We start from the raw sequence: 21324 nt of genomic DNA on the forward strand, positions 1-21324 counted from the left end.
GTAGGCCGATGAAGCCTATTGCTGTGCCAATTTCAAGCCGATTTTGTGCCAATACAACTTTCTACAACTTTTCTACAACTTTTGCCTCAAACCAGACGGCACAGGAGGACATCCTATGGAATCCAAAAAGTTAGAAAAACCATGTGAGAATGCCACTTTTCAAGCTCTGCAAGGCGTGATGAAACCGGATGAAGAGACCGGAGGGGTGTTCCCCACCATGAAGCCGTTGGACAAGTAAATACGCAAAACAGGCGGCCCATTTTGGGCCGCCTGTTTTCCGCTTTTTCCGCAGAAACTCTTGCCAGAGGGGGCGGCGGAATAGTATAATGCTTCTAACCGCGCCGTCAGAGCGTATCATAGAGCAGAAGGCGCGGAGACAAGGGGGCTATTGTCATGTATACCATTCAAGACCTGTTCGACCTGTCCCATACCCGTGCAGCGGCGTATCTGGCGGGCTTCACCTATCCCTGGGAGGCGCTGGCCGGCATCGGTGACCTGATCCGGCAGCTGGGGCCCACGCTGGAGCCGGACTTTGCACAGCGTGCGCCGGAGGTTTGGGTACACAAGACCGCCGTGGTGGCGCCCACCGCCTATCTGGGCGCACCCTGCATCATCGGCGCAGGCACGGAGGTGCGCCACGGCGCGTTCATCCGCGGCAGCGCCCTGGTGGGCGACAACTGCGTGGTGGGCAACTCCGTGGAGCTGAAGAACGTCATCCTGTTCGACGGCGTGCAGACGCCTCACTACAACTACGTGGGCGACAGCATCCTGGGCTATAAGGCCCATATGGGCGCGGGCTCCATCACCTCCAACGTCAAGTCTGACAAGACGCTGGTGGTGGTTCGCTGCGGCGCAGAGCGTGCGGAGACGGGACGCAAGAAGGTGGGCGCCATGCTGGGCGACCACGTGGAGATCGGCTGCAACAGCGTGCTGAACCCCGGCACGGTGGTGGGCCGGAGCAGCCGTGTCTACCCGCTGTCCTCCGTGCGGGGGACGGTACCGGCGGACAGCATCTATAAGCGCGGCGGCGATATCGCCGCCCAGCGGGAGGAGTAAGGAGCGACTATGGGGAGATATTTCGGAACAGACGGCTTCCGTGGTGAGGCCAATGTGGACCTGACGGCGGACCACGCCTATCAGGTGGGACGTTTTCTGGGCTGGTATTACGGTGAGACCAAGCGCCGCAGCGGCGACACCACGCCGGTGCGGGTGGTTATCGGCAAGGACACCCGCCGCAGCAGCTACATGTTTGAGTACGCGCTGGCCTCGGGATTGGTGGCCTCCGGCGCGGATGCCTATCTGCTGCATGTGACCACCACGCCCTCCGTGTCCTTTGTGGCGCGGACGGACGGGTTCGACTGCGGCATCATGATCTCCGCCAGCCACAACCCCTACTACGACAACGGCATCAAGCTCATCAGCGGCAGCGGCGAGAAGATGGACGAGGGCACCATCGCCTTCATCGAGGACTATCTGGACGGCAAGCTGGAGGTGTTCGGCCAGCGCTGGCAGCAGATCCCTCTGGCCCGGCGGGACCACATCGGCCGCACGGTGGACTATGTGGCGGGCCGCAACCGCTATGTGGGCTACCTCATCTCTCTGGGGCTGTTCTCCTTTAAGGGCAAGCGCGTGGGATTGGACTGCGCCAACGGCAGCGCCTGGACCATTGCCAAGAGCGTTTTTGACGCACTGGGCGCCAAGACCTACGTCATGGGCGATGAGCCCGACGGCTTCAACATCAACAACGGCGTGGGCTCCACCCATATCGAAGCCCTGCGCCGCTTTGTGCTGGCCAACGAGCTGGATGTGGGCTTCGCCTACGATGGCGATGCCGACCGCTGCCTTGCCGTGGATGAGCAGGGCGGCATCATCACCGGCGACCATATCCTCTACGTCTGCGGGCGGCACCTGAAGCAGCAGGGCGAGCTGCCCCGCAACACGGTGGTGACCACCATCATGTCCAACTTCGGCCTGTACCGCGCCTTTGACCGCGAGGGGATTTCCTACGCCAAGACCGCCGTGGGCGATAAGTACGTCTACGAGTACATGGCCAGGAACGGCTGCGCTCTGGGCGGCGAGCAGTCGGGCCACATTATCTTTTCCAAGTACGCCTCCACCGGCGACGGCGTGCTCACCAGCCTGAAGCTGATGGAGGTGATGCTGGAGCAGAAGAAGCCCCTCAGCAAGCTGACCGAGGGCCTCACCATCTATCCCCAGGTGCTGGAGAACGTCCGTGTCCAGGACAAAAAGACGGCGCGGGAGGACCCCGATGTGCAGGCCGCGGTGGATGCCGTGGCTGCGGAGCTGGGGGACACCGGCCGCGTGCTGGTGCGGGAATCCGGCACAGAGCCGGTGCTGCGGGTCATGGTGGAAGCGCCGGAGGACGCTATCTGCCGCCAGTGCGTGGACCGCGTGGTGGACGTGATCCGGCGGAACGGCCACTGCGTGTAACCGGAAAACCATAAAAATCAGACAAAAATCAGGGAGCGCCCACCGGCGTTCCCTGATTTTATGTTGACAACGGGAAAACACACCTATATTATAAAGAATATTCGGGCACACCGCCTTACCGGCGGCGCGCCAAAATGGGGAGGGCGTATGGAGCGCATCACCAGTCGTAAAAATCCGCTGCTGGAGCATATGCGCCGGCTGGACAGCGCTGCCTTCCGGCGGCAGCAGGGGGAGTTCCTCTGCGACAGTCCCAAGCTGGTGGAGGAAGCCCTGCGCCACGGGGCGCGGGTGCTGGCCGTGGCCGTCAGCGACGGCGTAGAGCCGCCGGAGGGGCTGGATGCGTCGGTGCGGTGCGCGGCCGTGCCGCCGGATGTGATGGCCTCCATCTCGCCCATGCGCACGCCCCAGGGCATGCTGGCGGTGTGCCGCCTGCCGGACACCGCCCTGCCGGAGATGCTGCCGGGCAGCCGCTACGTGGTGCTGGACGGCGTACAGGACCCGGGCAACGTGGGCACGGTGCTGCGGACGGCGGACGCCTTCGGCTGCGACGGCGTGCTGCTGCTCACCGGCTGCGCCGATCCGTACAGCGTCAAGACGCTGCGCTCGTCCATGGGCGCGGTGTTCCGCATGCCGGTGTGGTGTACCGACGCCGCGGCCATGCGGCAGCGGCTCACCGCGGCGGGGCTGCCGCTGTACGGCGCGGCCCTGCGGGACGATACCGAGGACGTGCGGGCGCTGGACCTGCGCCGCTGCGCCATCGCCATCGGCAGCGAGGGCAGGGGATTGACGGAGCAGGTGCTGGCCATGTGCGACAAAACGGTACGTATCCCCATGCAGGCGCACTGCGAGTCACTGAACGCGGCCATGGCGGCGGCGGTGCTGCTGTGGGAGGCCTATCGCTGAAAAAGGGAGATGAGGGGGATGGCGGCGCTGAAATACTGGCTGTGGCTGACCACGGCGCCGGCGCTGAGCAATCGGGCGAAGCTGCTGCTGTTGGAGCATTTTTCCTCGCCCGAGGACGTATACTATGCCCAGCCGGACCAGCTGTGTCTGGTGGAGGGCATTACCAGACAGCAGGCGGAGAGTCTGTCGGACAAATCGCTGGCCCGCGCCGAAAAGGTGCTGGCCGACTGCGTCCGGGACGGGCAATTCATCGTCACCATGGACGACGCGGCCTATCCCGCCCGTCTGCGGGACATGTACGACCCGCCGGTGCTGCTGTACGGCAAGGGCTCCATGCCGCTTTTCGATGAGGAGGCCGCCGTGGCGGTGGTGGGCACGCGGAAGTGCTCGCCCTACGGCACCCGTGCCGCCTCCCAGCTGGGCTATGAGCTGGCACGGCAGGGTGGTCTGGTGATCTCGGGCCTTGCCAAAGGCATCGACGGCGCGGCCCATCAGGGCGCGCTGCGGGCCGGCGGGTTCACTGCGGCGGTATTGGGCGGCGGCGCGGACGTGGTCTATCCGCCGGAGAACCGCCGTCTCTACGAGGACATCGCCGCCACCGGCGTACTGTTGTCGGAGTACCCGCCGGGCACGGAGCCGCGCGGGGGCCACTTTCCCGTGCGCAACCGCATCATCAGCGGCCTGAGTCTGGCGGTGGTCGTGGTGGAAGCGCCGGAGAAAAGCGGCGCGCTTATCACCGCCAATACCGCGCTGGAGCAGGGCAGGGACGTGTTCGCCGTCCCGGGCCCCATCAATGCCGCCTCCAGCCGCGGCTGCAACCAGCTGATCCGCGACGGCGCGGGGCTGGTCATGGAGGCGTGGGACGTGCTGGGCACGTACCAGCAGCGCTTCCCCCAGAAGCTGCGCCCCATCCGTGCGGTGCTGCCGGAGACGCCCGGAAGCGCGGAGGCGGAGCCTGCGTCTGCATCGGCGCAGCCGGTGCGGCAGCCGGAAAAGGCGCCGGCGCTGCCTATATTGAACATGGCCAGGGAGGGCGCGGCGCTGACTGACGACCAGCAGCGCATCCTGCGCATGCTGCCTACGGACCGCCCGCTACTGGCGGACGAGGCCGCCGTGGCCACAGACCTGCCGGTGCGGCGGGTGCTGTCGGCCCTGACCATGCTGGAGATCGACGGATATGTCTGCCGTCAGGGAGCAGGGAGCTTCCTGCGGACAGTGGAACTCAAGGAGGAGTAAATCAAGTTATGGCAAAAGCAAAGAATCTGGTGATCGTGGAGTCCCCCGCCAAAGCCAAGACCATCGGCAAGTATCTGGGCCCCGATTATCAGGTGAAGGCCAGTATGGGCCACCTGCGGGACCTGCCCAAGAGCACGCTGGGCGTGGACGTGGACGGGGATTTCACCCCCAATTACCGGCCCATCAAGGGCAAAGAGGATATCATCAAGGAGCTCAAGACGGCGGCAAAGGGGAGCCAGACCGTCTACCTCGCCACCGACCCGGACCGCGAGGGCGAGGCCATCAGCTGGCATCTGAAGCATCTTCTGGACCTGCCGGACGAGAAGGCGCGGCGGGTCACGTTCAATGAGATCACCAAAAAGGTGGTGACGGACAGCATCCGCCACCCCCGCGACATCGATCAGGATCTGGTGGACGCCCAGCAGGCCCGCCGCGTGCTGGACCGCATCGTAGGCTACCAGCTGTCGCCGCTGCTGTGGAAGAAGATCCGCCGCGGCCTGTCGGCAGGCCGTGTCCAGTCCGTGGCCATGCGTCTGGTGGCCCAGCGGGAAAAGGAGATCGCGGATTTCGTACCTCAGGAGTATTGGACGCTGGACGCCAGCCTGAAAAACCACGCCGGCGCCCTGTTCACCGCCCACTACTACGGCAAGGACGGCAAGAAATACGAGCCCGCCAGTCAGGCCGATACCCAGACGGTGATGGACGAGCTGAAGAGCCTGCCCTTTGCGGTGAAGTCCGTAAAGCGGGCGGACAAGCAGCGCTCTCCCGCGCCGCCGTTCACCACCTCTACTTTACAGCAGGAGGCGTCACGCAAGCTGAACATGACCCCCCGCCGCACCATGGCCATCGCCCAGCAGCTGTACGAAGGCGTGGACATCACCGGCGAGGGCACCGTGGGCCTCATCACCTACATGCGTACCGACTCCCTCCGCATCTCTGCGGAGGCCCAGACCCAGGCCAGGGATGTCATCTGCTCCCGCTACGGCCAGAGCTATTACCCCGCATCCCCCCGCGTCTATAAGACCAAGGCCGGAGCGCAGGACGCCCACGAGGCCATCCGCCCCTCCGATCCGTCCCTGACGCCGGAGCAGGTAAAGGGCGACCTCACCGGCGAGCAGTACCGGCTGTACCGCCTGATCTGGAGCCGCTTCCTGTCCAGCCAGATGGCCAATGCCGTCTACGACAGCATCAGCGTGGAGATCGGCGCGGGCGCCCACAGCTTCCGCTGCTCCGCCAGTAATCTGAAGTTCGCCGGCTACACCGCCGTGTACGAGGAGAGCCGCGACGATGAGAAGGAGGAGAAGGAGTCCCCGCTGCCGGAGCTGGCCGAGGGCGAGACCGTGACGCTGGAGAGCTTCGCGCCGTCCCAGCATTTCACCCAGCCTCCCGCGCGGTACACCGACGCCACCCTCATCCGTACCATGGAGGAAAACGGCATCGGCCGTCCCTCCACCTACGCCCCCACCGTGTCCACCATTCTGGACCGTGAGTACGTCATCAAGGAGGGCAAATACCTGCGCATCACCCCGCTGGGGCAGGTGGTCAACGACCTGATGTGCCAGCGCTTCCCCGATATCGTGGACGTGAAGTTCACCGCCCGCATGGAGAAAAAGCTGGATGATGTGGAGTCCGGCGATGTCCGGTGGAAGGACCTGATCCGCCAGTTCTACGTACCGTTCCACGAGAATCTGGAAAAGGTGGAAAAGGACATGGAGGGCGTGTACCTGAAGGTGCCCGACGAGGTGACGGAGGAGAAGTGCGACCTGTGCGGCCGCAACATGGTCATCAAGTCCGGGCGTTTTGGCCGGTTTCTGGCCTGCCCCGGCTATCCGGAGTGCAAGTTCACCAAGCCGCTGGTGGTGGAGATGCCCGGCCGCTGCCCCAAGTGCGGCGGACGCATCCTGAAAAAGACCAGCCGCAACGGCTACACCTACTACGGCTGCGACAAGTTCCCCACCTGCGACTTTATGACGTGGGACGTGCCGGTGAAGGACGACTGCCCCGTCTGCGGACAGACCATGTTCAAAAAGGCGGGCCGCGGCTTCAATAAGCCCTTCTGCGCCAATCCCGCGTGCAGCAACTTCCTGCCGGAGGATAAGCGCGGCTATCGCCGCCGCAAGCCCGCCGAGGACGGCGAAAACGCCGCCGAGAAGCCGGCGGAAGGCGCTCAGCCCGCCGAGACGGCCGCCGAGAAGCCTGCCAAGACCACCAAGACCACGAAGGCGGCCAAGACCACGAAGGCGGCCAAGACCACCAGGACCACCAAGACTGCGGCGGCCAAAAAGCCTGCCGCGAAGAAGCCCGCCGCAAAAAAAACGGCGGCTAAGACCACCGCCGCCAAAAAGACCACAAAGAAGGCTGCGGAGAAAACGGAGTAAAACATGAACCATGTGACCGTCATCGGCGCGGGACTGGCCGGCTCCGAGTGCGCGTGGCAGCTGGCCCAGCGGGGCGTGGCTGTGACGCTGCGGGAGATGAAGCCGGAGAAAAGGACCCCTGCCCATGTCACCGATTATTTCGCGGAGCTGTGCTGCTCCAACTCCCTGCGCGGCGCAGGGCTGGAAAACGCCGTGGGCCTCCTGAAGGAGGAGCTGCGGCGGCTGCACAGCCTCATCATGCGCTGCGCCGACGCCACGGCGGTGCCTGCCGGCGGTGCGCTGGCGGTGGACCGCGAGGGCTTCGCCCGCAAAGTCACCGAGGCCGTGCTGAGCCATCCCAATATCACCATGATCCCCGGCGAGGTCACGTCCATCCCGGAGGGGGACGTGGTCATCGCCTCCGGCCCCCTGACCTCCGACCCGCTGGCGGATGCCATCGCCGCCAGACTGGGCGGCAGCAATACCCTGAACTTTTTCGACGCCGCCGCGCCGCTGGTGTCCTTCGACAGCGTGGACATGAACAGCGCGTATTTCGCCAGCCGCTACGACAAGGGCACGCCGGACTACATCAACTGCCCCATGACAAGGGAGGAGTATCTGGCCTTCTGGCAGGCTCTGACCACCGCTCAGGAGGCGGAGGTCCACGGCTTCGAGGATAAGAACGTGTTCGAGGGCTGTATGCCCGTGGAGGTCATGGCGCGGCGGGGCGAGGACACCCTGCGCTTCGGCCCCCTGAAGCCCCGGGGGCTCATCGACCCCAGGACCGGGAAGGAGCCCTACGCCGTGGTGCAGCTCCGCCGTGACAACGCCGATGGCAGCATCTACAATCTGGTGGGCTTCCAGACCCACCTGAAATGGCCGGAGCAGCGGCGGGTGTTCACCATGATCCCCGCGCTCCGCGACGCCCAGTTCCTGCGCTACGGCGTGATGCACCGCAACACCTATCTGGATTCCCCCCGCCTGCTGGACCGCTACTACCGGCTGAAGTCCGACCCCCGCATCGTCTTTGCCGGGCAGATGACCGGCGTGGAGGGCTATGTGGAATCCTGTGCCAGCGGTTTTCTGGCAGGTGTGGAGCTGGCCCGCCGTCTCAACGGACAGACCCCTGTCGACTTCCCCGCGGAGACGGCCATCGGCGCGCTGGGACTCTACGTCAGCAACGGTTCCGTGGGTGACTTCCAGCCCATGAACATCAACTTCGGCATCATCCCGCCGCTGGACCACCGCGTCAAGGGCAAGCGCAACAAGAACGCGGAGCTGAGTCGGCGCTCTCTGGACATCCTGAGCCAGACCATCGAGCAGGAGGTACTGTACACATGAAGATCATTGTAGACGCCATGGGCGGCGACAACGCCCCGCTGGAGATCGTCAAGGGCGCGCTGCAGGCGCAGAAGCGCTTCGGCGCGGACATCGTGTTCACCGGCGACGAGGCCGCCATTCTGGACGCTGTCAAGGCCTGCGGCCTGACGGCTTTGCCGGACGGCACGGCCGTTATCCCCACAACGGAGACGGTGGAGATGTGCGACGACCCGGCCACCGTATTCCGCCGGAAAAAGGACACGTCCATGGGCGTAGGCCTGACGCTGTTGAAAAACGGCGGCGGCGACGCCATGGTGTCCGCCGGCTCCACCGGCGCGCTGCTCACCGGCGCCACCCTCATCACCAAGCGCATCCACGGCATCCGCCGCGCCGCCATGGCCCCCGTGATCCCCACCGCCACCGGCAGCGCCGTCCTCATCGACTGCGGCGCCAACGCCGAGTGTACGCCGGAGTATCTGGTGCAGTTCGCCTTTCTGGGCAATTTCTATGCCCAGCGGGTGCTGGGCGTGGACAGGCCCCGGGTGGCGCTTCTCAACATCGGAACCGAGGACAGCAAGGGCACCGACCTCCAGAAGCAGACGCTGGCCCTGCTGCGTCAGGCCGGCAAGCGGGGCGACCTGCACTTCATCGGCAACATCGAGGCCAAGGAGGCCATCAAGGGCGGCTGCGACGTCATCGTCACCGACGGCTTCTCCGGCAACATCATGCTCAAGAGCATCGAGGGAGTGGGCTCCTTCGCCGGCTCCGCGCTGAAGACCATGTTCAAGAAGAACCTGCTGACAAAGCTGGCGGCGCTGCTGGTGATGCCCGGGCTCAACGCCTTCAAGGACAGGCTGGACCCCAACAAGGTGGGCGGCACCGCCTTCATCGGCATCTCAAAGCCCGTCATCAAGGCCCACGGCGCGTCCAATGCCGAGGCCATCGAGAACGCCGTCGGACAGGCCATTCAGGTGGCCCGCAGCGGCATTGTGGAGGATATTCAGAAGAACATAGACAAGATGCAGCTGATGTCCGAATAAAAAAGGAAAAAAGGGTATTGACAGTCCCAGAGGATTGCCGTATTCTATTCGAAGAAAAAAAGAAGGAGGAATACCCCGTGACAATGGAGGAGATCTTCAAAACGATGCAGGACCTCATCGCCGAGCAGTTTGCCATTGACGCCGATGAGATCAGCATGGAGAGTTCTTTCGTGGACGATCTGGGTGCCGATTCCGTGGACCTGGTCGAGTTGGTCATGGCCATGGAGGAAGAATTCGACATCGGCGAGATCGATGAGGAGGACCTGACGTCTCTCAAGACCGTCGGCGACTGCGTCCGCTATATCAACGGAAAGCTCGGTTGATCTGACATAGAAAAGACGAGACCCGACCCCGCCTGTGCGGGGTCGTCTTTTTGGAAAGGAGAGTTGCCTATGCAGGCATTGGAGACAAAGCTGGGCTATACCTTCCGCCGCCCCGCGCTGCTGGAAAACGCCCTGTACCACAGCTCCTACGCCAACGAGCACCGCGCCGGCGGCATCACCAGCAACGAGCGTCTGGAGTTTCTGGGCGATGCGGTGCTGGGCTTCGTGACGGCGGAGTACCTGTACGCCAAGCACCCCGACCTGCCGGAGGGCGATCTGACCCGCATCCGCGCCGCACTGGTGTGCGAGGAGAGCCTGCACGAGGTGGCCCAGTATCTGGAGCTGGGCCAGTACCTGAAGCTGGGCCACGGTGAGGAGCTGGGCGGCGGACGTCAGCGCCCGTCCATTCTGGCAGACGCCACGGAGTCCGTGTTCGCCGCCGTCTATCTGGACGGTGGGGTAGACGCCGCCCGCGACCTGATCCACCGCGTCCTGCTGGACAAGGAGCAGGAGGAGCAGGTGGAGGAGCGCCGCCGCGACTATAAGACGGAGCTGCAGGAGCTGGTACAGCGCAAGCCCGACCAGACTCTGCGCTACGAGATGACCGGCTCCGCCGGTCCCGACCACGCCCGCCTGTTCGCCTTCCGTGTCACGCTGAACGGCGAGCCCATCGGCGCCGGCGAGGGCCGCAGCAAGAAAGAGGCGGAGCAGTCCGCCGCCCGCAGCGCCCTGAAAAAGCTGCAAAAATGACAGAACCGCACCGGCAGTTGTCCCTGCCGGTGCATTTATTTTGTGCGGAGGGAAACCTTTTTCCACTCCGCCCCGTCTAAGGGATAGAGAACATGGAAAGGAGCTGATCCCATGGGAAAGCGTATGGCCGCGCTGGCGCTGGCCGTTTGTATGGCGCTGCCGCTGTTCGGCTGCGGCGGCAAGCTGAAGGCCCAAAGCCTGACGGAGGGCATCACCGCCCGCACCATCGATACCCACACCGACCTGACGGGCGACAGCACCGCCGTCATGGACTTTGCCGCCGCCCTGCTGCGGCAGACGGCCGAGTCGGAGGGCGTGCTGCTCTCGCCGGTATCGGTGCTGTACGCCCTGGGCATGACCGCCAACGGCGCCTCCGGCGACACCCTGACCCAGCTGGAGCAGGCCATGGGCATGGACCTGACTGCCCTCAACGATTACCTCTACACCTACCGCATGAGCCTGCCGGAGAACACCAAAAAGTGTAAGCTGTCGCTGTCCAACTCCCTGTGGCTGCGGGATATCTTCCGCGTGGACGATGCTTTTCTGGATACCTGTGCCAACTACTACGGCGCGGAGGCCTACCGCTCCGCCTTCGACGACTCTCTGGTGACGGACCTGAACCGCTGGGTGGACAACAAGACCGACGGCATGATCTCCAGCCTGCTGGATCAGCCGCCCACGGACCGCACCATGCTGTATCTGGTGAACGCCGTCTGCTTCGACGCCAAGTGGCGGGAGCCCTACGAGAAGTCCGACATTGAGACGGGCGCCGCCTTCACCGCCGCCGACGGCACACGACAGACGGCGGACCTGCTGTGGTCCAAGGAGAGCGTTTACCTGTCCGACGACAACACCACCGGCTTCATGAAGTACTACGACGGCGGCCGCTACGCCTTTGTGGGGCTGCTGCCCGGTGAGGGTGTCCCCATAGCGGACTATGTGGCCGGACTCACCGGCGGTAAGCTCCACGCCCTGCTCAACGAACACCGTTACGGTACGGTGGAGGCCGCCATCCCCCGCTTCACGGCGTCCTCCTCGCTGGAGCTGAGCGACGCGCTGAAGGCCATGGGCGTCACCGACGCCTTCGACGCCTCCCACGCCGACCTGCGGGCCATGGGCAGCGCGCCCAATGACCAGCTGTACGTCAGCGCCGTGCTGCACAAGACGTACCTGTCCCTGGACGAGAACGGCACCAAGGCCGCCGCCGTCACGGCGGTGGTGGCTGACACCGCCTCCGCTGAGCCGCCGGAGGTGCATCGCGTGGTGCTGGATCGCCCCTTCGTGTACATGATCGTGGACACCCACGCCAACCTGCCGCTGTTTTTGGGGACCGTGACCCAAATGAACGGTTGACATTTGCCTGCGAAGCGCCTATACTGTCAGTTTGCCGGATGCAGCGAAGGCCGCATCCGGCAAACTGATACAGGAGATCTGTTTGTATGGACTATTATCTGCTGACCGATCTGGCGGTCACCATGGGGTATCATCTGGCCATGTCCGGCGCGGAGACGTTCCGCGTGGAGGACACCGTCCACCGCATCCTGCGGGCCTATGGTGTGGAGTGTGAGGTGTTCGCCATCCCCAACAGCATCTCGGTCAGTCTGGAGGCGGCCAACGGCAAGCCCCTGATGCTCATGAAACGTATCGACTTCCACGGCAACGATCTGGAGACCATGGAGAAGCTCAACGCCCTGAGCCGCCGCATCTGCACGGAGCGTCCGGAGGTGGACGAGGCCATGACATGGCTTCACGAGACGCTGGCCGCCTGCCGCACCTACCGCACCGGCGTGATCTATCTGGGCGGCGTTCTGGTGGGCCTGGGCTTCTGTCTGGTGTTCGGCGGCACGCTGCTGGACTGCCTGTGGGCGGGACTCATGGGCCTTATCATCGGCCTTGTTACCCGCTTTATGGACAAGCAGGAGGCCAACCCGTTTTTCAGTACCCTGCTGGCCGCCTGCTGCATGGCGCTTCCGGCCTATATCGCCGCGGGACTGGGGCTGATGGACAGCCCGGACGCCGCCATCATCGGCACGCTGATGATGCTGGTCCCGGGCCTGCCCATCACCAACGCCATGCGGGACATCATCTACGGCGACACCAACTCCGGCATCTTCCGGCTGGTGCAGGTGGTGTTCACGGCGCTGGCCATCGCGTTGGGCACCGCTGCCGCGTGGCACCTGACATCAGGGGTCTACGGTGTCACCGGCTCCGCCACGGTGACGTGGCAGCCGCTGGCACAGGCTGTGGCCGTGTTCGTGGGCTGTCTGGGCTTCTGCATCCTGTTCAACGTCCACGGCCGCGGCAGCGTCTTGTGCATCATCGGCGGCGTGGTGACGTGGATGCTGTACCTGCTGGGCGGCGCGCTGGGCTGCGATGTGTATGTCGCCAACCTGTTCGCATCCCTGTTCGCGGCGGCGTATGCCGAGGTGATGGCCCGGGTCCGCAAGTGCCCTGCCATGCCCTATCTGGTCATCGCCATACTGCCCCTGCTGCCCGGCGCCGGCGTGTACTACACCATGAGCCTGGGACTGGAGGGCAATCGTATGGACGCCGTGGCCAAGGGACTGGAGACGGTGGGCATCGCCGGTTCTCTGGCGGTGGGCATCCTGCTGGTATCCACGGTGTTCCGCCTCATCTACCGCCATGTCCAGGGATCGCGGGCGGAGAAGTCCTGATCCGATAAGCTGAAAAAGCCATCCCCCTGCACCGCAGGGGGATGGCTTTTTCCTCAGTCCTCGATATAGGCGTGGGGGTCGATGACGCTGCCGTCCTGACTGACGGAGAAGTGGAGGTGGGGGCCCATCTCACTTTCCGCCGCGCTGGTGGAGCCCACGCGGCCGATGATGTCACCGGCGCGGACGGACTGCCCCTCCGCCACCGGCACGTCCGATTGCAGACTGCTGTACTGGGTGGTGTAGCCGCCGCTGTGCTGGATGACCACGGTGGTACCCATCAGCTCATCGCTGGTGACGGACAGCACCGTGCCGTCCGCCGCGGTCTTGACGGCCGCGCCCTCCTCGGCCTGCACATCGATGCCGTTGTGGGTGCGCCAGTCCGCCATGGTCTGGTCATACAGCAGCTCCGTCATGCTGAATACCGTCACGGTGGTGCCGTCCAGCGGGGAGATGACCTCCGGCAGCAGCTCCACCGGTTCCTCGATGACCGTCTCCGTCTCCTGCACCGGTACCTCAACGGGCTCCGACTGGATCACCGGCTTGGTGGGCGCCGCAGGCACGGGGGTGACGGGAGTGGGCTTGATCTCGATGACGGGGTCCGGCTCCTTTGCGGGGGAGTCGGCGGAAAACAGGGTGATATAGCCAATCGTTCCGGCGGCCAGCAGGCACAGAGCAAGGGCTATGTAAAAGCCCTTGCCGCCGAACATGGCCTTGATCTTGGAGTTGTCGAATCTGCTCATACGCGCCTTTCGGGTGGGACGCACCCACCGCCGCCTGTTTCCGGCCTGCGGCCCGCCGTGATAAAAAAGTCTCTGCCTGCATTGTGACCAGACAGAGACTTTTTTATGCACTTTTTTTCCGGCGCGGCTGTGTCAGTCGTAGAATTCCTCCGTCAGGCCCCGCCGCAGCAGACCGGCCAGCACGTCTCTGGGCACCGCTTGCTCATAGAGGATGTCATGCACCGCCTTGCAGATGGGCAGCTCCACACCGTATCGCTGTCCCAGCAGCATCAGGGCCTTCACGGTGTAATACCCCTCCGCCAGCTGGTGGTAATCCTGCCCGCGGACGAAGGACTCACCGAACTGCCGGTTGTGGCTGTACGGCGAGAACACCGTGGCCTCGTAGTCCCCCAGGTGGCACAGACCGTAGGCCGACAGCTCGCTGCCGCCCATGGCCTTGATGAGACGGGCCACCTCGCGGGTGCCGCGGCTCATGAGAGCGCCCTTGAGACTGGACATCTCGAAGCCATCCAGAAAACCGGCGGCGATACCCACCACGTTCTTGGCGGCGGCGCCCACCTCATTGCCGATCATATCCCCGCCGTAATAAAAGCGGATGAGGTCGCTGGAAAACGCCTGCACCAGACGGCGCTTCACGTCCTCGTTTTCGCTGTCGATGACCATGCAGTTGGGGATGCCGCGGTAGAACTCCTGCACGTGGCCCGGCCCCAGCCACACGGCCACGGTGTTGGACGGGTGCAGCAGCTCCGCCGCGATCTGACTGAGCCGAGCGCCGGTCCCCATCTCCAGACCCTTCATGCATAAGACCACCGTGCGGCTCCTCAGTGCCTGCAATTCCGACTGCCCCAGCAGGCTCCGCAGGCTCTGGGAGCCAATGGAGATGATGACCGTCTCCGCGCTCTCCAGCGCCGCGTCCAGCGCCGTGGACAGCGCCACGGACTCCGGCAGCGTCAGCAGGTCGTTCTGCCGCGTGGTGAGAAACGCCTGCATGCGGGGCGATGCCGCGCGGCCATACAGGGTGACGCGGTGGCCGATGTGATCCAGATACCACGTGATGAGGGAGCCCCACCGCCCGCAGCCGATGACTGTAATGTTCATGGATATGTCTCCTTATAAACAGGTCCCGAAGCATGGCTTCGGGACCTGCCGTACATGACGATGTTGGTTACTTGACGATCAGCGTCTTGCCGTCCATCTCCGGCGGGCAGGCCAGCCCCATTACATCCAGAATGGTGGGGGCGATGTCGGCCAGACGGCCGGTGCGCAGCTCCGTACCGGCGCCGCAGAGGATGAAGGGCACCAGATTGGTGGTGTGGGAGGTCATGGGGCTGCCGTCGGGCTGCTTCATGTCCTCGGCGTTGCCGTGGTCAGCCGTGACCATGGCGATGCCGCCCATCTTCAGGGTGGCCTCCACCACGCGGCCCACGCAGGTGTCCACGGTCTCCACCGCCTTGACGGCGGCCTCCAGTACACCGGTGTGGCCTACCATGTCACAGTTGGCGAAGTTCAGGATGATGACGTCATACGCACCGGACTCGATGCGCTCCACGCACTTGTCGCACACCTCCACAGCGCTCATCTCCGGCTGGAGATCGTAGGTGGCTACCTTGGGAGAGGCCACCAGCACACGGTCCTCGCCGGGGTACTGCTTCTCCACGCCGCCGTTGAAAAAGAACGTCACATGGGCGTACTTCTCGGTCTCGGCGATGCGCAGCTGGGTCAGCCCCAGACTGCTGAGATACTCACCCAGCCCGTTCTTCACGGCGATGCGGGGCCACGCCACCAGCACGTTGGGCATGGTGGCGTCGTACTCCGTGTTGCACACGTAGGTGGTGGGGAAGAATTCCCGCTGGAACCCGTCGAAGTCAGGGTCCACGATGGCGCGGGTGATCTCACGGGCGCGGTCGGGGCGGTAGTTGAAGAAGATGACGCTGTCGTTGTCGCTGATGGTGCCCTCGCTGTCGCACACCACCGGCTCCATGAACTCATCGGTGACGTTGGCGGCGTAGCTCTGTGCCACGGCGTCCACGGGATCGGGGTTGTGGTTTCCCTCGCCGTACACCATGGCGTCGTAGGCCATCTGCACCCGCTCCCAGCGCTTGTCACGGTCCATGGCGTAGTAGCGGCCCATGACCGTGGCGATCTTGCCCACGCCCAGCTCCGCGCACTTGTCCGCCAGCGCCTGGACGAAGCCCTTGCCGCTGGTGGGGGACACATCGCGCCCGTCCAGGAAGCAGTGGAGATACACGCGCTGGAGGCCCTTGTCCTTGGCCATCCGCATCAGCGCGTACAGGTGGTCGATATGGGAGTGTACGCCGCCGTTGGACAGCAGACCGTACAGATGCAGGGCGGTACCGTTTTTCAGGCAGTCGTCCATGGCCTTGTTGTAGGCCTCGTTCCGGAAGAAGCTGCCATCCTCAATGGCGCGGCTGATGCGGGGCAGATCCTGAAACACCACGCGGCCGCCGCCGATGTTGGTGTGGCCCACCTCGCTGTTGCCCATCTGCCCTGCGGGCAGACCCACGTCCAATCCGCTGGCGGACAGGGTGGTGTGGGCGTATTCCTGGAACAGCCGGTCCAGCACCGGCGTCTTGGCCAGGGTGACGGCGTTGTCGTCCGCCGGCGGCGCGATGCCGAAGCCGTCCATGATGATAAGGGTCGTCGGAGTTTTGTTCATGCCTGCCTCCTTTTGTTCTTTAGTCCTGATTGGCGGCGTTGATGATCTCCACGAAGTCCGCTGCGTTCAGAGCGGCGCCGCCGATGAGCCCGCCGTCGATATCGGGCTGGCCCAGCAGCTCCGCGGCGTTGGCGGGCTTCATGGAGCCGCCGTACTGGATGGTGATGGAACGGGCGATGCGGGCGCCGTACAGGTGACGCACGGTGGTGCGGATAAAGGTGCAGACCTCGGCGGCCTGCTCAGCGGTGGCGGTCTTGCCGGTACCGATGGCCCACACGGGCTCATAGGCGATGACGCACTTGCGCAGCTTCTCGGCGGGTACGCCGGCCAGCGCGGACTTCACCTGCAGGGCGATGAGCTCCATGGTGATGCCCAGCTCCCGCTGCTCCAGCGTCTCACCCACGCAGATGATGGGATGCAGACCGGCCTCCAGAGCGGCCAGCACCTTCTTGTTGACGATAAGATCCGTCTCGCCGAAGTACTGGCGGCGCTCGGAGTGGCCGATGATGACGTACTTCACGCCCAGATCCTTCAGCATGTCGGCGGAGACCTCACCAGTGTAGGCGCCGGACTTCTCAAAGAACACGTTCTGTGCGCCCACGGACACCCGTGCGTCCTTGAAGGCCTTGATGGCGGTGGAGATGTTCACAGCGGGGACACACACCACTACGTCGCACCACTTGGCCTTGGGCAGCAGAGCCTTCAGCTCCTCGGCGAATTTTTTCGTCTCGCTGGCGGTCTTGTTCATCTTCCAGTTGCCGGCGATAATGGTCTTACGGTATCTGCGATTCATAACTTGTTTACTCCTCTGTCTTCTTTAAACTATTCTATCGATACAAATTTTGCTTTGATACGATCCATGTAAAGGGGGAGCGCCTCCCCCGTCAAGGGGCTTTACTTGTCCAGCAGGCAGGCCACGCCGGGCAGCTCCAGCCCCTCCAGGAACTCCAGAGACGCGCCGCCGCCGGTGCTGATGTGGGTGATCTTATCGGCGAAGCCCATCTGCTCCACCGCTGCGGCGCTGTCGCCGCCGCCCACGATGGTGATAGCGCCGCTGTCGGCCAGGGCCTGGGCCATGGCGCGGGTGCCGGCGGCGAAGTTGTCGAACTCAAACACGCCCATGGGTCCGTTCCACACCACGGTGCCCGCGCCCTTCACGGCATCGCAGAACACCTTGATGGTGTCGGGACCGATGTCCATGCCCTCCCAGCCCTCGGGGATGGCCATGGTGCTGACCACCTGGCGCTTGGCATCGTTGGAGAAATCGTCCGCCGCCACGGTGTCGGAGGGCAGCAGCAGCTTTACGCCGTTCTTTTTGGCCTTCGCGATCATCTCCAGAGCGTAGTCCAGCTTGTCGTCCTCACACAGGCTCTTGCCGATGGAGCCGCCCTGCGCCTTGGCAAAGGTGTAGGCCATGCCGCCGCCGATGATGATGGTGTCGGCCTTGTCCAGCAGGTTGTTGATGACGCCGATCTTGTCGCTGACCTTAGCACCGCCCAGCACCGCCACGAAGGGCCGCTTGGGATCGTTCAGCGCGCCGCCCATGACCTCCAGCTCCTTGGCCACCAGCAGGCCGGACACGGCGGGCAGATACGCCGCCACACCGGCGGTGGAGGCGTGGGCGCGGTGTACGGTGCCGAAGGCGTCGGACACGTACAGCTCCGCCATGGAGGCCAGCTCCTCGGCGAAGGACGGGTCGTTCTTCTCCTCGCGGGGATCGAAGCGCAGGTTTTCCAGCAGCATGATCTGGCCGCCCTGCAGCGCTGCGGCCTTGGCCTTGGCGTCCTCGCCCACAATGTCCCTGGCGAAGATGACCTCCTGCCCCAGCAGCTCGCTGAGACGCTCTGCCACGGGGGCAAGGCTCAGCTTGCTTTTCCACTCGCCCTTGGGCTTACCCAGATGGGAGCAGGCGATGACCGCCGCCTTCTTCTCCAGAAGGTAGCGGATGGTGGGCAGCGCCGCCACGATGCGCTTGTCGCTGGTAATGGCGCCGGTCTCCTTGTCCTGGGGCACGTTGAAATCGCAGCGCAGCAGGATCTTTTTCCCGGCCACGTCCACGTCCAGAATGGTCTTTTTATTGTAGTTCATACGGATACATCTCCTTTTGAAATAGTATGTGTATGGAAAAAACAGATCAGCGCTCCGCCATCTCGCCCTGCCCGGACAGACCGGGGAACCCGTTCTGCCGCAGGGCCTCGTAGGTCAGGATGGCCACGGAGTTGCTGAGGTTCAGGCTCCGCGCCTCCGCACGCATGGGCAGACGGAGGCACCGGTCATAGTGGGCCGCGCGGAATGCCTCCGGCAGGCCCGCCGTCTCCTTGCCGAAGAACAGCCAGCAGTCCGGCGAAAACCGGGCCTGCGTGTAGTCCTGCGGGGCCTTGGTGGTGGCCAGCCACAGGTCTGCGGCCGCCTCCGGGTGCTGCCGGAACAGATCCTCCAGCCCGTCGTAGTCCCGCACCGTCACCAGATGCCAGTAGTCCAGCCCCGCCCGCTTCACGGCGCGGTCCGAGATGTCGAAGCCCAGCGGCCGCACCAGATGCAGGGAGCACCCCGTGGCGGCGCAGGTGCGGGCGATGTTGCCGCAGTTCTGGGGGATCTCCGGCTCGACCAGTACGATATGCAGCATAAACGGACATCCCCCTCGCGACTTGTCATCTATGGGCGCGGGCAAAACCGCGCCTGCCCTTGTCAACCGATGGTATTGTAATGCAACGGAAATGAAAATGCAACTCAAAAATGCCAAAACCCCCCGCATTTTCTTAGAAATACAAAAAATGACCGCTGTTTCCATGGAAAAATGGTAATTTACGTCAGCGTTTTTCCTCTCTGAAAAATTGTGGCCAAAAAAAGTTGGAAAAATACTGGATTTTCCTGTAAAGCCTGCTATAATGGGGATAGACCGATTTATGCGAAGGGAGGAAGGGCCGATGGATCGTATGGACTGCATCAAGACCCATATCATCTGTCAGTGCGCTCCCTCTGCCGGAGTGTGCGCCGTCTGTATCGCCGAAAGCCGCTGAACACAGTGGTAAGCGGCGCGGGACGGCGTTTTTGTTTGCTTTTTAACAGGCAGATGACCTCCGGCACAGCAACCAGAGAATACAAAAAAGGACAGAAAGCGAGAGGGTAAACACCATGATTTCTCACGGCAAGGACATCAAGATCTTCACCGGCAACGCCAACCCCGCGCTGGCGCAGGAGATCTGCAAGCTCATCGGCATCAAGCTGGGCGAGGCGGAGGTCAAATCCTTCGCGGACGGCGAGGCGTCTGTCTCCCTGTACGAGAGCGTTCGCGGCAGCGACGTATTCCTCATCAACTCCACCTGCAAGCCGGTCAATGACAGCCTGATGGAGCTGCTCATCATGATCGATGCCTGCAAGCGCGCCTCCGCGGGCCGCGTCACCGCGGTGATCCCCTATTTCGGCTATGCCCGTCAGGACCGCAAGGCCAAGAGCCGCGATCCCATCTCCGCCAAGCTGGTGGCCAACATGCTCACCGCCTCCGGCGCGGACCGTGTGCTGACCATGGATCTCCATGCCAGCCAGATCCAGGGTTTCTTCGACATCCCCGTGGACAATCTGCTGGGCAACCCCGTGTTCGTGGACTACTATGCCAAGAAGTTCGGCGAGCGCTGCGAGGATATGGTCGTGGTGTCCCCCGATGTGGGCTCCGTGGCTCGCGCCCGCACCTTCGCCCAGAAGCTGCACATGAGCCTTGCTATCGTGGACAAGCGCCGTCAGAAGGCCAACCAGTGCGAGGTCATGAACGTTATCGGCGACGTGGCCGGTAAGGACTGCATCCTGTTCGACGATATGATCGACACCGCCGGCTCCATCTGCAACGCTGCCAAGGCCATCGTCGAGGTGGGCGGCGCCACCAGCGTCTATGCCTGCGCCAGCCACGGCGTGCTGTCCGGCCCCGCGCTGGAGCGCCTGAGCGCCAGCGTCATCAAGGAGGTGGCCCTGCTGAACACCATTCCCGAGTCCATGGGCGAGGGCTGCGACAAGATCAAGTATCTGTCCGTGGCGCCCATGTTCGCCGAGGCCATCGAGCGCATCTATCAGGAGATCTCCATCGCCAAGCTGTTCAACTGAACGCTTTGCAAACGGAAAAGACTGTGTTATAATAAAGGGACTGCGTTTGCAGTCCCTCTTTACTTTGCAGAAGGAGGCGAGAGCCTTGTTTTTTAATCGGAATCAGAGCGGCGGCGTTAACTGGATCCTGGTGGGGCTGGGCAACCCGGGCACCAAGTACGAATCCACCCGCCACAACATGGGCTGGCTGGCGCTGGACAGCCTGATGGAAAAGGAAAATTTCAAACTCAACAAGCTGAGGTTTAAGGCGTGGACCGGTATTTTGGAGAAAAACGGCAACAAAATCCTGGTGATGAAGCCCCAGACCTACATGAACCTCTCCGGCGAGTCGGTGGGCGAAGCGGCGCGGTTTTATAAGGTGCCGGCGGACCATGTGGTGGTGATCTCCGACGACGTTTCTCTGCCGGCAGGCAAGCTGCGCATTCGCAAAAGCGGCTCCGCCGGCGGCCATAACGGCCTGAAAAATATCATCCAGCATCTGGGCACCGACGGCTTCCCCCGCATCAAGATCGGTGTCGGCATGCCGGCGCACCCTGACCACGAGATGATCGACTGGGTCATCGGCAAGCCTCAGGGCGAGGAGGCCAAGGTGCTCCGCGCCACGCTGGACCGCGCGGCGGAGGCGGCGCTGTGCCTCATGGAGGAGGGGGCGGACGCCGCCATGAATCGCTTTAACGGATAAAAGTTTTTCGTACAAAACAATCGCATGTTGAAGAAGCTGCTCAAATGGTGATGACGCCTGCTGTACCAGGGAAAA

The 21324-nt window shown here is 63.6% G+C and carries 20 protein-coding genes; 14 read left to right on the forward strand and 6 right to left on the reverse strand.

What is annotated here, in order from left to right; all coding sequences use genetic code 11:
• Window positions 1–115 precede the first annotated feature (115 nt).
• From ACZM22_RS02600 to ACZM22_RS02655, 12 genes are all read left to right on the forward strand, one after another.
• Window positions 116–238 (forward strand): hypothetical protein, encoded by a 123-nt coding sequence (locus tag ACZM22_RS02600; RefSeq protein ID WP_489542987.1) that lies wholly within the window; start codon window positions 116–118, stop codon window positions 236–238.
• A gap of 155 nt (window positions 239–393) precedes the next feature.
• On the forward strand, window positions 394–1056 hold the full coding sequence (locus tag ACZM22_RS02605) for an acyltransferase (RefSeq protein WP_483267767.1): 663 nt from the start codon (window positions 394–396) through the stop codon (window positions 1054–1056).
• A gap of 9 nt (window positions 1057–1065) precedes the next feature.
• Entirely contained in the window at window positions 1066–2451 is a 1386-nt protein-coding gene (gene glmM / locus ACZM22_RS02610) for a phosphoglucosamine mutase (RefSeq protein WP_484437734.1), read from the forward strand.
• A 147-nt stretch (window positions 2452–2598) separates the two neighbouring features.
• On the forward strand, window positions 2599–3354 hold the full coding sequence (locus ACZM22_RS02615) for a TrmH family RNA methyltransferase (protein ID WP_489542988.1): 756 nt from the start codon (window positions 2599–2601) through the stop codon (window positions 3352–3354).
• A gap of 18 nt (window positions 3355–3372) precedes the next feature.
• Window positions 3373–4590, forward strand: a complete 1218-nt coding sequence (dprA, locus tag ACZM22_RS02620; protein ID WP_489542989.1) for a DNA-processing protein DprA — start codon at window positions 3373–3375, stop codon at window positions 4588–4590.
• Between the two features lie 8 nt (window positions 4591–4598).
• Window positions 4599–6968, forward strand: a complete 2370-nt coding sequence (gene topA / locus ACZM22_RS02625; RefSeq protein WP_489542990.1) for a type I DNA topoisomerase — start codon at window positions 4599–4601, stop codon at window positions 6966–6968.
• A gap of 3 nt (window positions 6969–6971) precedes the next feature.
• Window positions 6972–8288, forward strand: a complete 1317-nt coding sequence (gene trmFO / locus ACZM22_RS02630) for a methylenetetrahydrofolate--tRNA-(uracil(54)-C(5))-methyltransferase (FADH(2)-oxidizing) TrmFO (RefSeq protein ID WP_489542991.1) — start codon at window positions 6972–6974, stop codon at window positions 8286–8288.
• Window positions 8285–9307 carry a phosphate acyltransferase PlsX gene (plsX, locus tag ACZM22_RS02635; protein WP_489542992.1) on the forward strand — a complete coding sequence of 341 codons (1023 nt, stop codon included), beginning with the start codon at window positions 8285–8287 and terminating at the stop codon, window positions 9305–9307. The genes trmFO and plsX overlap by 4 nt, the downstream gene beginning before the upstream one ends.
• A gap of 83 nt (window positions 9308–9390) precedes the next feature.
• Complete coding sequence (gene acpP, locus ACZM22_RS02640) at window positions 9391–9630, forward strand: acyl carrier protein (protein ID WP_484424823.1); 240 nt, start codon at window positions 9391–9393, stop codon at window positions 9628–9630.
• 69 nt (window positions 9631–9699) lie between these two features.
• Window positions 9700–10380, forward strand: coding sequence for a ribonuclease III (gene rnc, locus ACZM22_RS02645; protein WP_484424817.1), 681 nt, complete (start codon window positions 9700–9702; stop codon window positions 10378–10380).
• Window positions 10381–10491: 111 nt separating this feature from the next.
• Window positions 10492–11733, forward strand: coding sequence for a serpin family protein (locus ACZM22_RS02650; RefSeq protein ID WP_489542993.1), 1242 nt, complete (start codon window positions 10492–10494; stop codon window positions 11731–11733).
• Window positions 11734–11819: 86 nt separating this feature from the next.
• Window positions 11820–13055, forward strand: a complete 1236-nt coding sequence (locus ACZM22_RS02655) for a threonine/serine exporter family protein (RefSeq protein ID WP_489542994.1) — start codon at window positions 11820–11822, stop codon at window positions 13053–13055.
• Between the two features lie 53 nt (window positions 13056–13108).
• On the opposite strand, the gene ACZM22_RS02660 is transcribed toward ACZM22_RS02655, so the two are convergent.
• The 6 genes from ACZM22_RS02660 to ACZM22_RS02685 all read right to left on the reverse strand — a co-directional run bounded on the left by ACZM22_RS02660 (window position 13109) and on the right by ACZM22_RS02685 (window position 19098).
• Window positions 13109–13795 (reverse strand): peptidoglycan DD-metalloendopeptidase family protein, encoded by a 687-nt coding sequence (locus tag ACZM22_RS02660; RefSeq protein ID WP_489542995.1) that lies wholly within the window; start codon window positions 13793–13795, stop codon window positions 13109–13111.
• Window positions 13796–13927: 132 nt separating this feature from the next.
• Complete coding sequence (locus ACZM22_RS02665; RefSeq protein WP_489542996.1) at window positions 13928–14893, reverse strand: NAD(P)H-dependent glycerol-3-phosphate dehydrogenase; 966 nt, start codon at window positions 14891–14893, stop codon at window positions 13928–13930.
• A 67-nt stretch (window positions 14894–14960) separates the two neighbouring features.
• Window positions 14961–16472 carry a 2,3-bisphosphoglycerate-independent phosphoglycerate mutase gene (gpmI, locus tag ACZM22_RS02670; RefSeq protein WP_489542997.1) on the reverse strand — a complete coding sequence of 504 codons (1512 nt, stop codon included), beginning with the start codon at window positions 16470–16472 and terminating at the stop codon, window positions 14961–14963.
• Window positions 16473–16491: 19 nt separating this feature from the next.
• A complete protein-coding gene (tpiA, locus tag ACZM22_RS02675; protein ID WP_482680761.1) occupies window positions 16492–17265 on the reverse strand; it encodes a triose-phosphate isomerase in 774 nt (257 codons plus the stop codon).
• A 101-nt stretch (window positions 17266–17366) separates the two neighbouring features.
• Window positions 17367–18560 carry a phosphoglycerate kinase gene (locus ACZM22_RS02680; protein WP_489542998.1) on the reverse strand — a complete coding sequence of 398 codons (1194 nt, stop codon included), beginning with the start codon at window positions 18558–18560 and terminating at the stop codon, window positions 17367–17369.
• 46 nt (window positions 18561–18606) lie between these two features.
• A complete protein-coding gene (locus ACZM22_RS02685; RefSeq protein WP_489542999.1) occupies window positions 18607–19098 on the reverse strand; it encodes a tRNA (cytidine(34)-2'-O)-methyltransferase in 492 nt (163 codons plus the stop codon).
• A 509-nt stretch (window positions 19099–19607) separates the two neighbouring features.
• On the opposite strand from ACZM22_RS02685, the gene ACZM22_RS02690 reads away from it, so the two are divergent.
• Together ACZM22_RS02690 and pth are read left to right on the forward strand one after the other, a co-directional pair.
• Window positions 19608–20567, forward strand: a complete 960-nt coding sequence (locus tag ACZM22_RS02690; protein ID WP_484425120.1) for a ribose-phosphate pyrophosphokinase — start codon at window positions 19608–19610, stop codon at window positions 20565–20567.
• 85 nt (window positions 20568–20652) lie between these two features.
• The gene (gene pth / locus ACZM22_RS02695; RefSeq protein WP_489543000.1) at window positions 20653–21249 is read left to right on the forward strand and encodes an aminoacyl-tRNA hydrolase; all 597 of its coding nucleotides are present in this window, start codon (window positions 20653–20655) and stop codon (window positions 21247–21249) included.
• Window positions 21250–21324 lie beyond the last annotated feature (75 nt).

Source organism: Vescimonas sp. (assembly GCF_057856985.1).

Coding starts and splice junctions, on each gene's coding strand:
- ACZM22_RS02600 (WP_489542987.1), top strand. CDS start 116: ATGGAATCCAAAAAGTTAGAAAAACCATGTGAGAATGCCACTTTTCAA.
- ACZM22_RS02605 (WP_483267767.1), top strand. CDS start 394: ATGTATACCATTCAAGACCTGTTCGACCTGTCCCATACCCGTGCAGCG.
- glmM (WP_484437734.1), top strand. CDS start 1,066: ATGGGGAGATATTTCGGAACAGACGGCTTCCGTGGTGAGGCCAATGTG.
- ACZM22_RS02615 (WP_489542988.1), top strand. CDS start 2,599: ATGGAGCGCATCACCAGTCGTAAAAATCCGCTGCTGGAGCATATGCGC.
- dprA (WP_489542989.1), top strand. CDS start 3,373: ATGGCGGCGCTGAAATACTGGCTGTGGCTGACCACGGCGCCGGCGCTG.
- topA (WP_489542990.1), top strand. CDS start 4,599: ATGGCAAAAGCAAAGAATCTGGTGATCGTGGAGTCCCCCGCCAAAGCC.
- trmFO (WP_489542991.1), top strand. CDS start 6,972: ATGAACCATGTGACCGTCATCGGCGCGGGACTGGCCGGCTCCGAGTGC.
- plsX (WP_489542992.1), top strand. CDS start 8,285: ATGAAGATCATTGTAGACGCCATGGGCGGCGACAACGCCCCGCTGGAG.
- acpP (WP_484424823.1), top strand. CDS start 9,391: ATGGAGGAGATCTTCAAAACGATGCAGGACCTCATCGCCGAGCAGTTT.
- rnc (WP_484424817.1), top strand. CDS start 9,700: ATGCAGGCATTGGAGACAAAGCTGGGCTATACCTTCCGCCGCCCCGCG.
- ACZM22_RS02650 (WP_489542993.1), top strand. CDS start 10,492: ATGGGAAAGCGTATGGCCGCGCTGGCGCTGGCCGTTTGTATGGCGCTG.
- ACZM22_RS02655 (WP_489542994.1), top strand. CDS start 11,820: ATGGACTATTATCTGCTGACCGATCTGGCGGTCACCATGGGGTATCAT.
- ACZM22_RS02660 (WP_489542995.1), bottom strand. CDS start 13,795: ATGAGCAGATTCGACAACTCCAAGATCAAGGCCATGTTCGGCGGCAAG.
- ACZM22_RS02665 (WP_489542996.1), bottom strand. CDS start 14,893: ATGAACATTACAGTCATCGGCTGCGGGCGGTGGGGCTCCCTCATCACG.
- gpmI (WP_489542997.1), bottom strand. CDS start 16,472: ATGAACAAAACTCCGACGACCCTTATCATCATGGACGGCTTCGGCATC.
- tpiA (WP_482680761.1), bottom strand. CDS start 17,265: ATGAATCGCAGATACCGTAAGACCATTATCGCCGGCAACTGGAAGATG.
- ACZM22_RS02680 (WP_489542998.1), bottom strand. CDS start 18,560: ATGAACTACAATAAAAAGACCATTCTGGACGTGGACGTGGCCGGGAAA.
- ACZM22_RS02685 (WP_489542999.1), bottom strand. CDS start 19,098: ATGCTGCATATCGTACTGGTCGAGCCGGAGATCCCCCAGAACTGCGGC.
- ACZM22_RS02690 (WP_484425120.1), top strand. CDS start 19,608: ATGATTTCTCACGGCAAGGACATCAAGATCTTCACCGGCAACGCCAAC.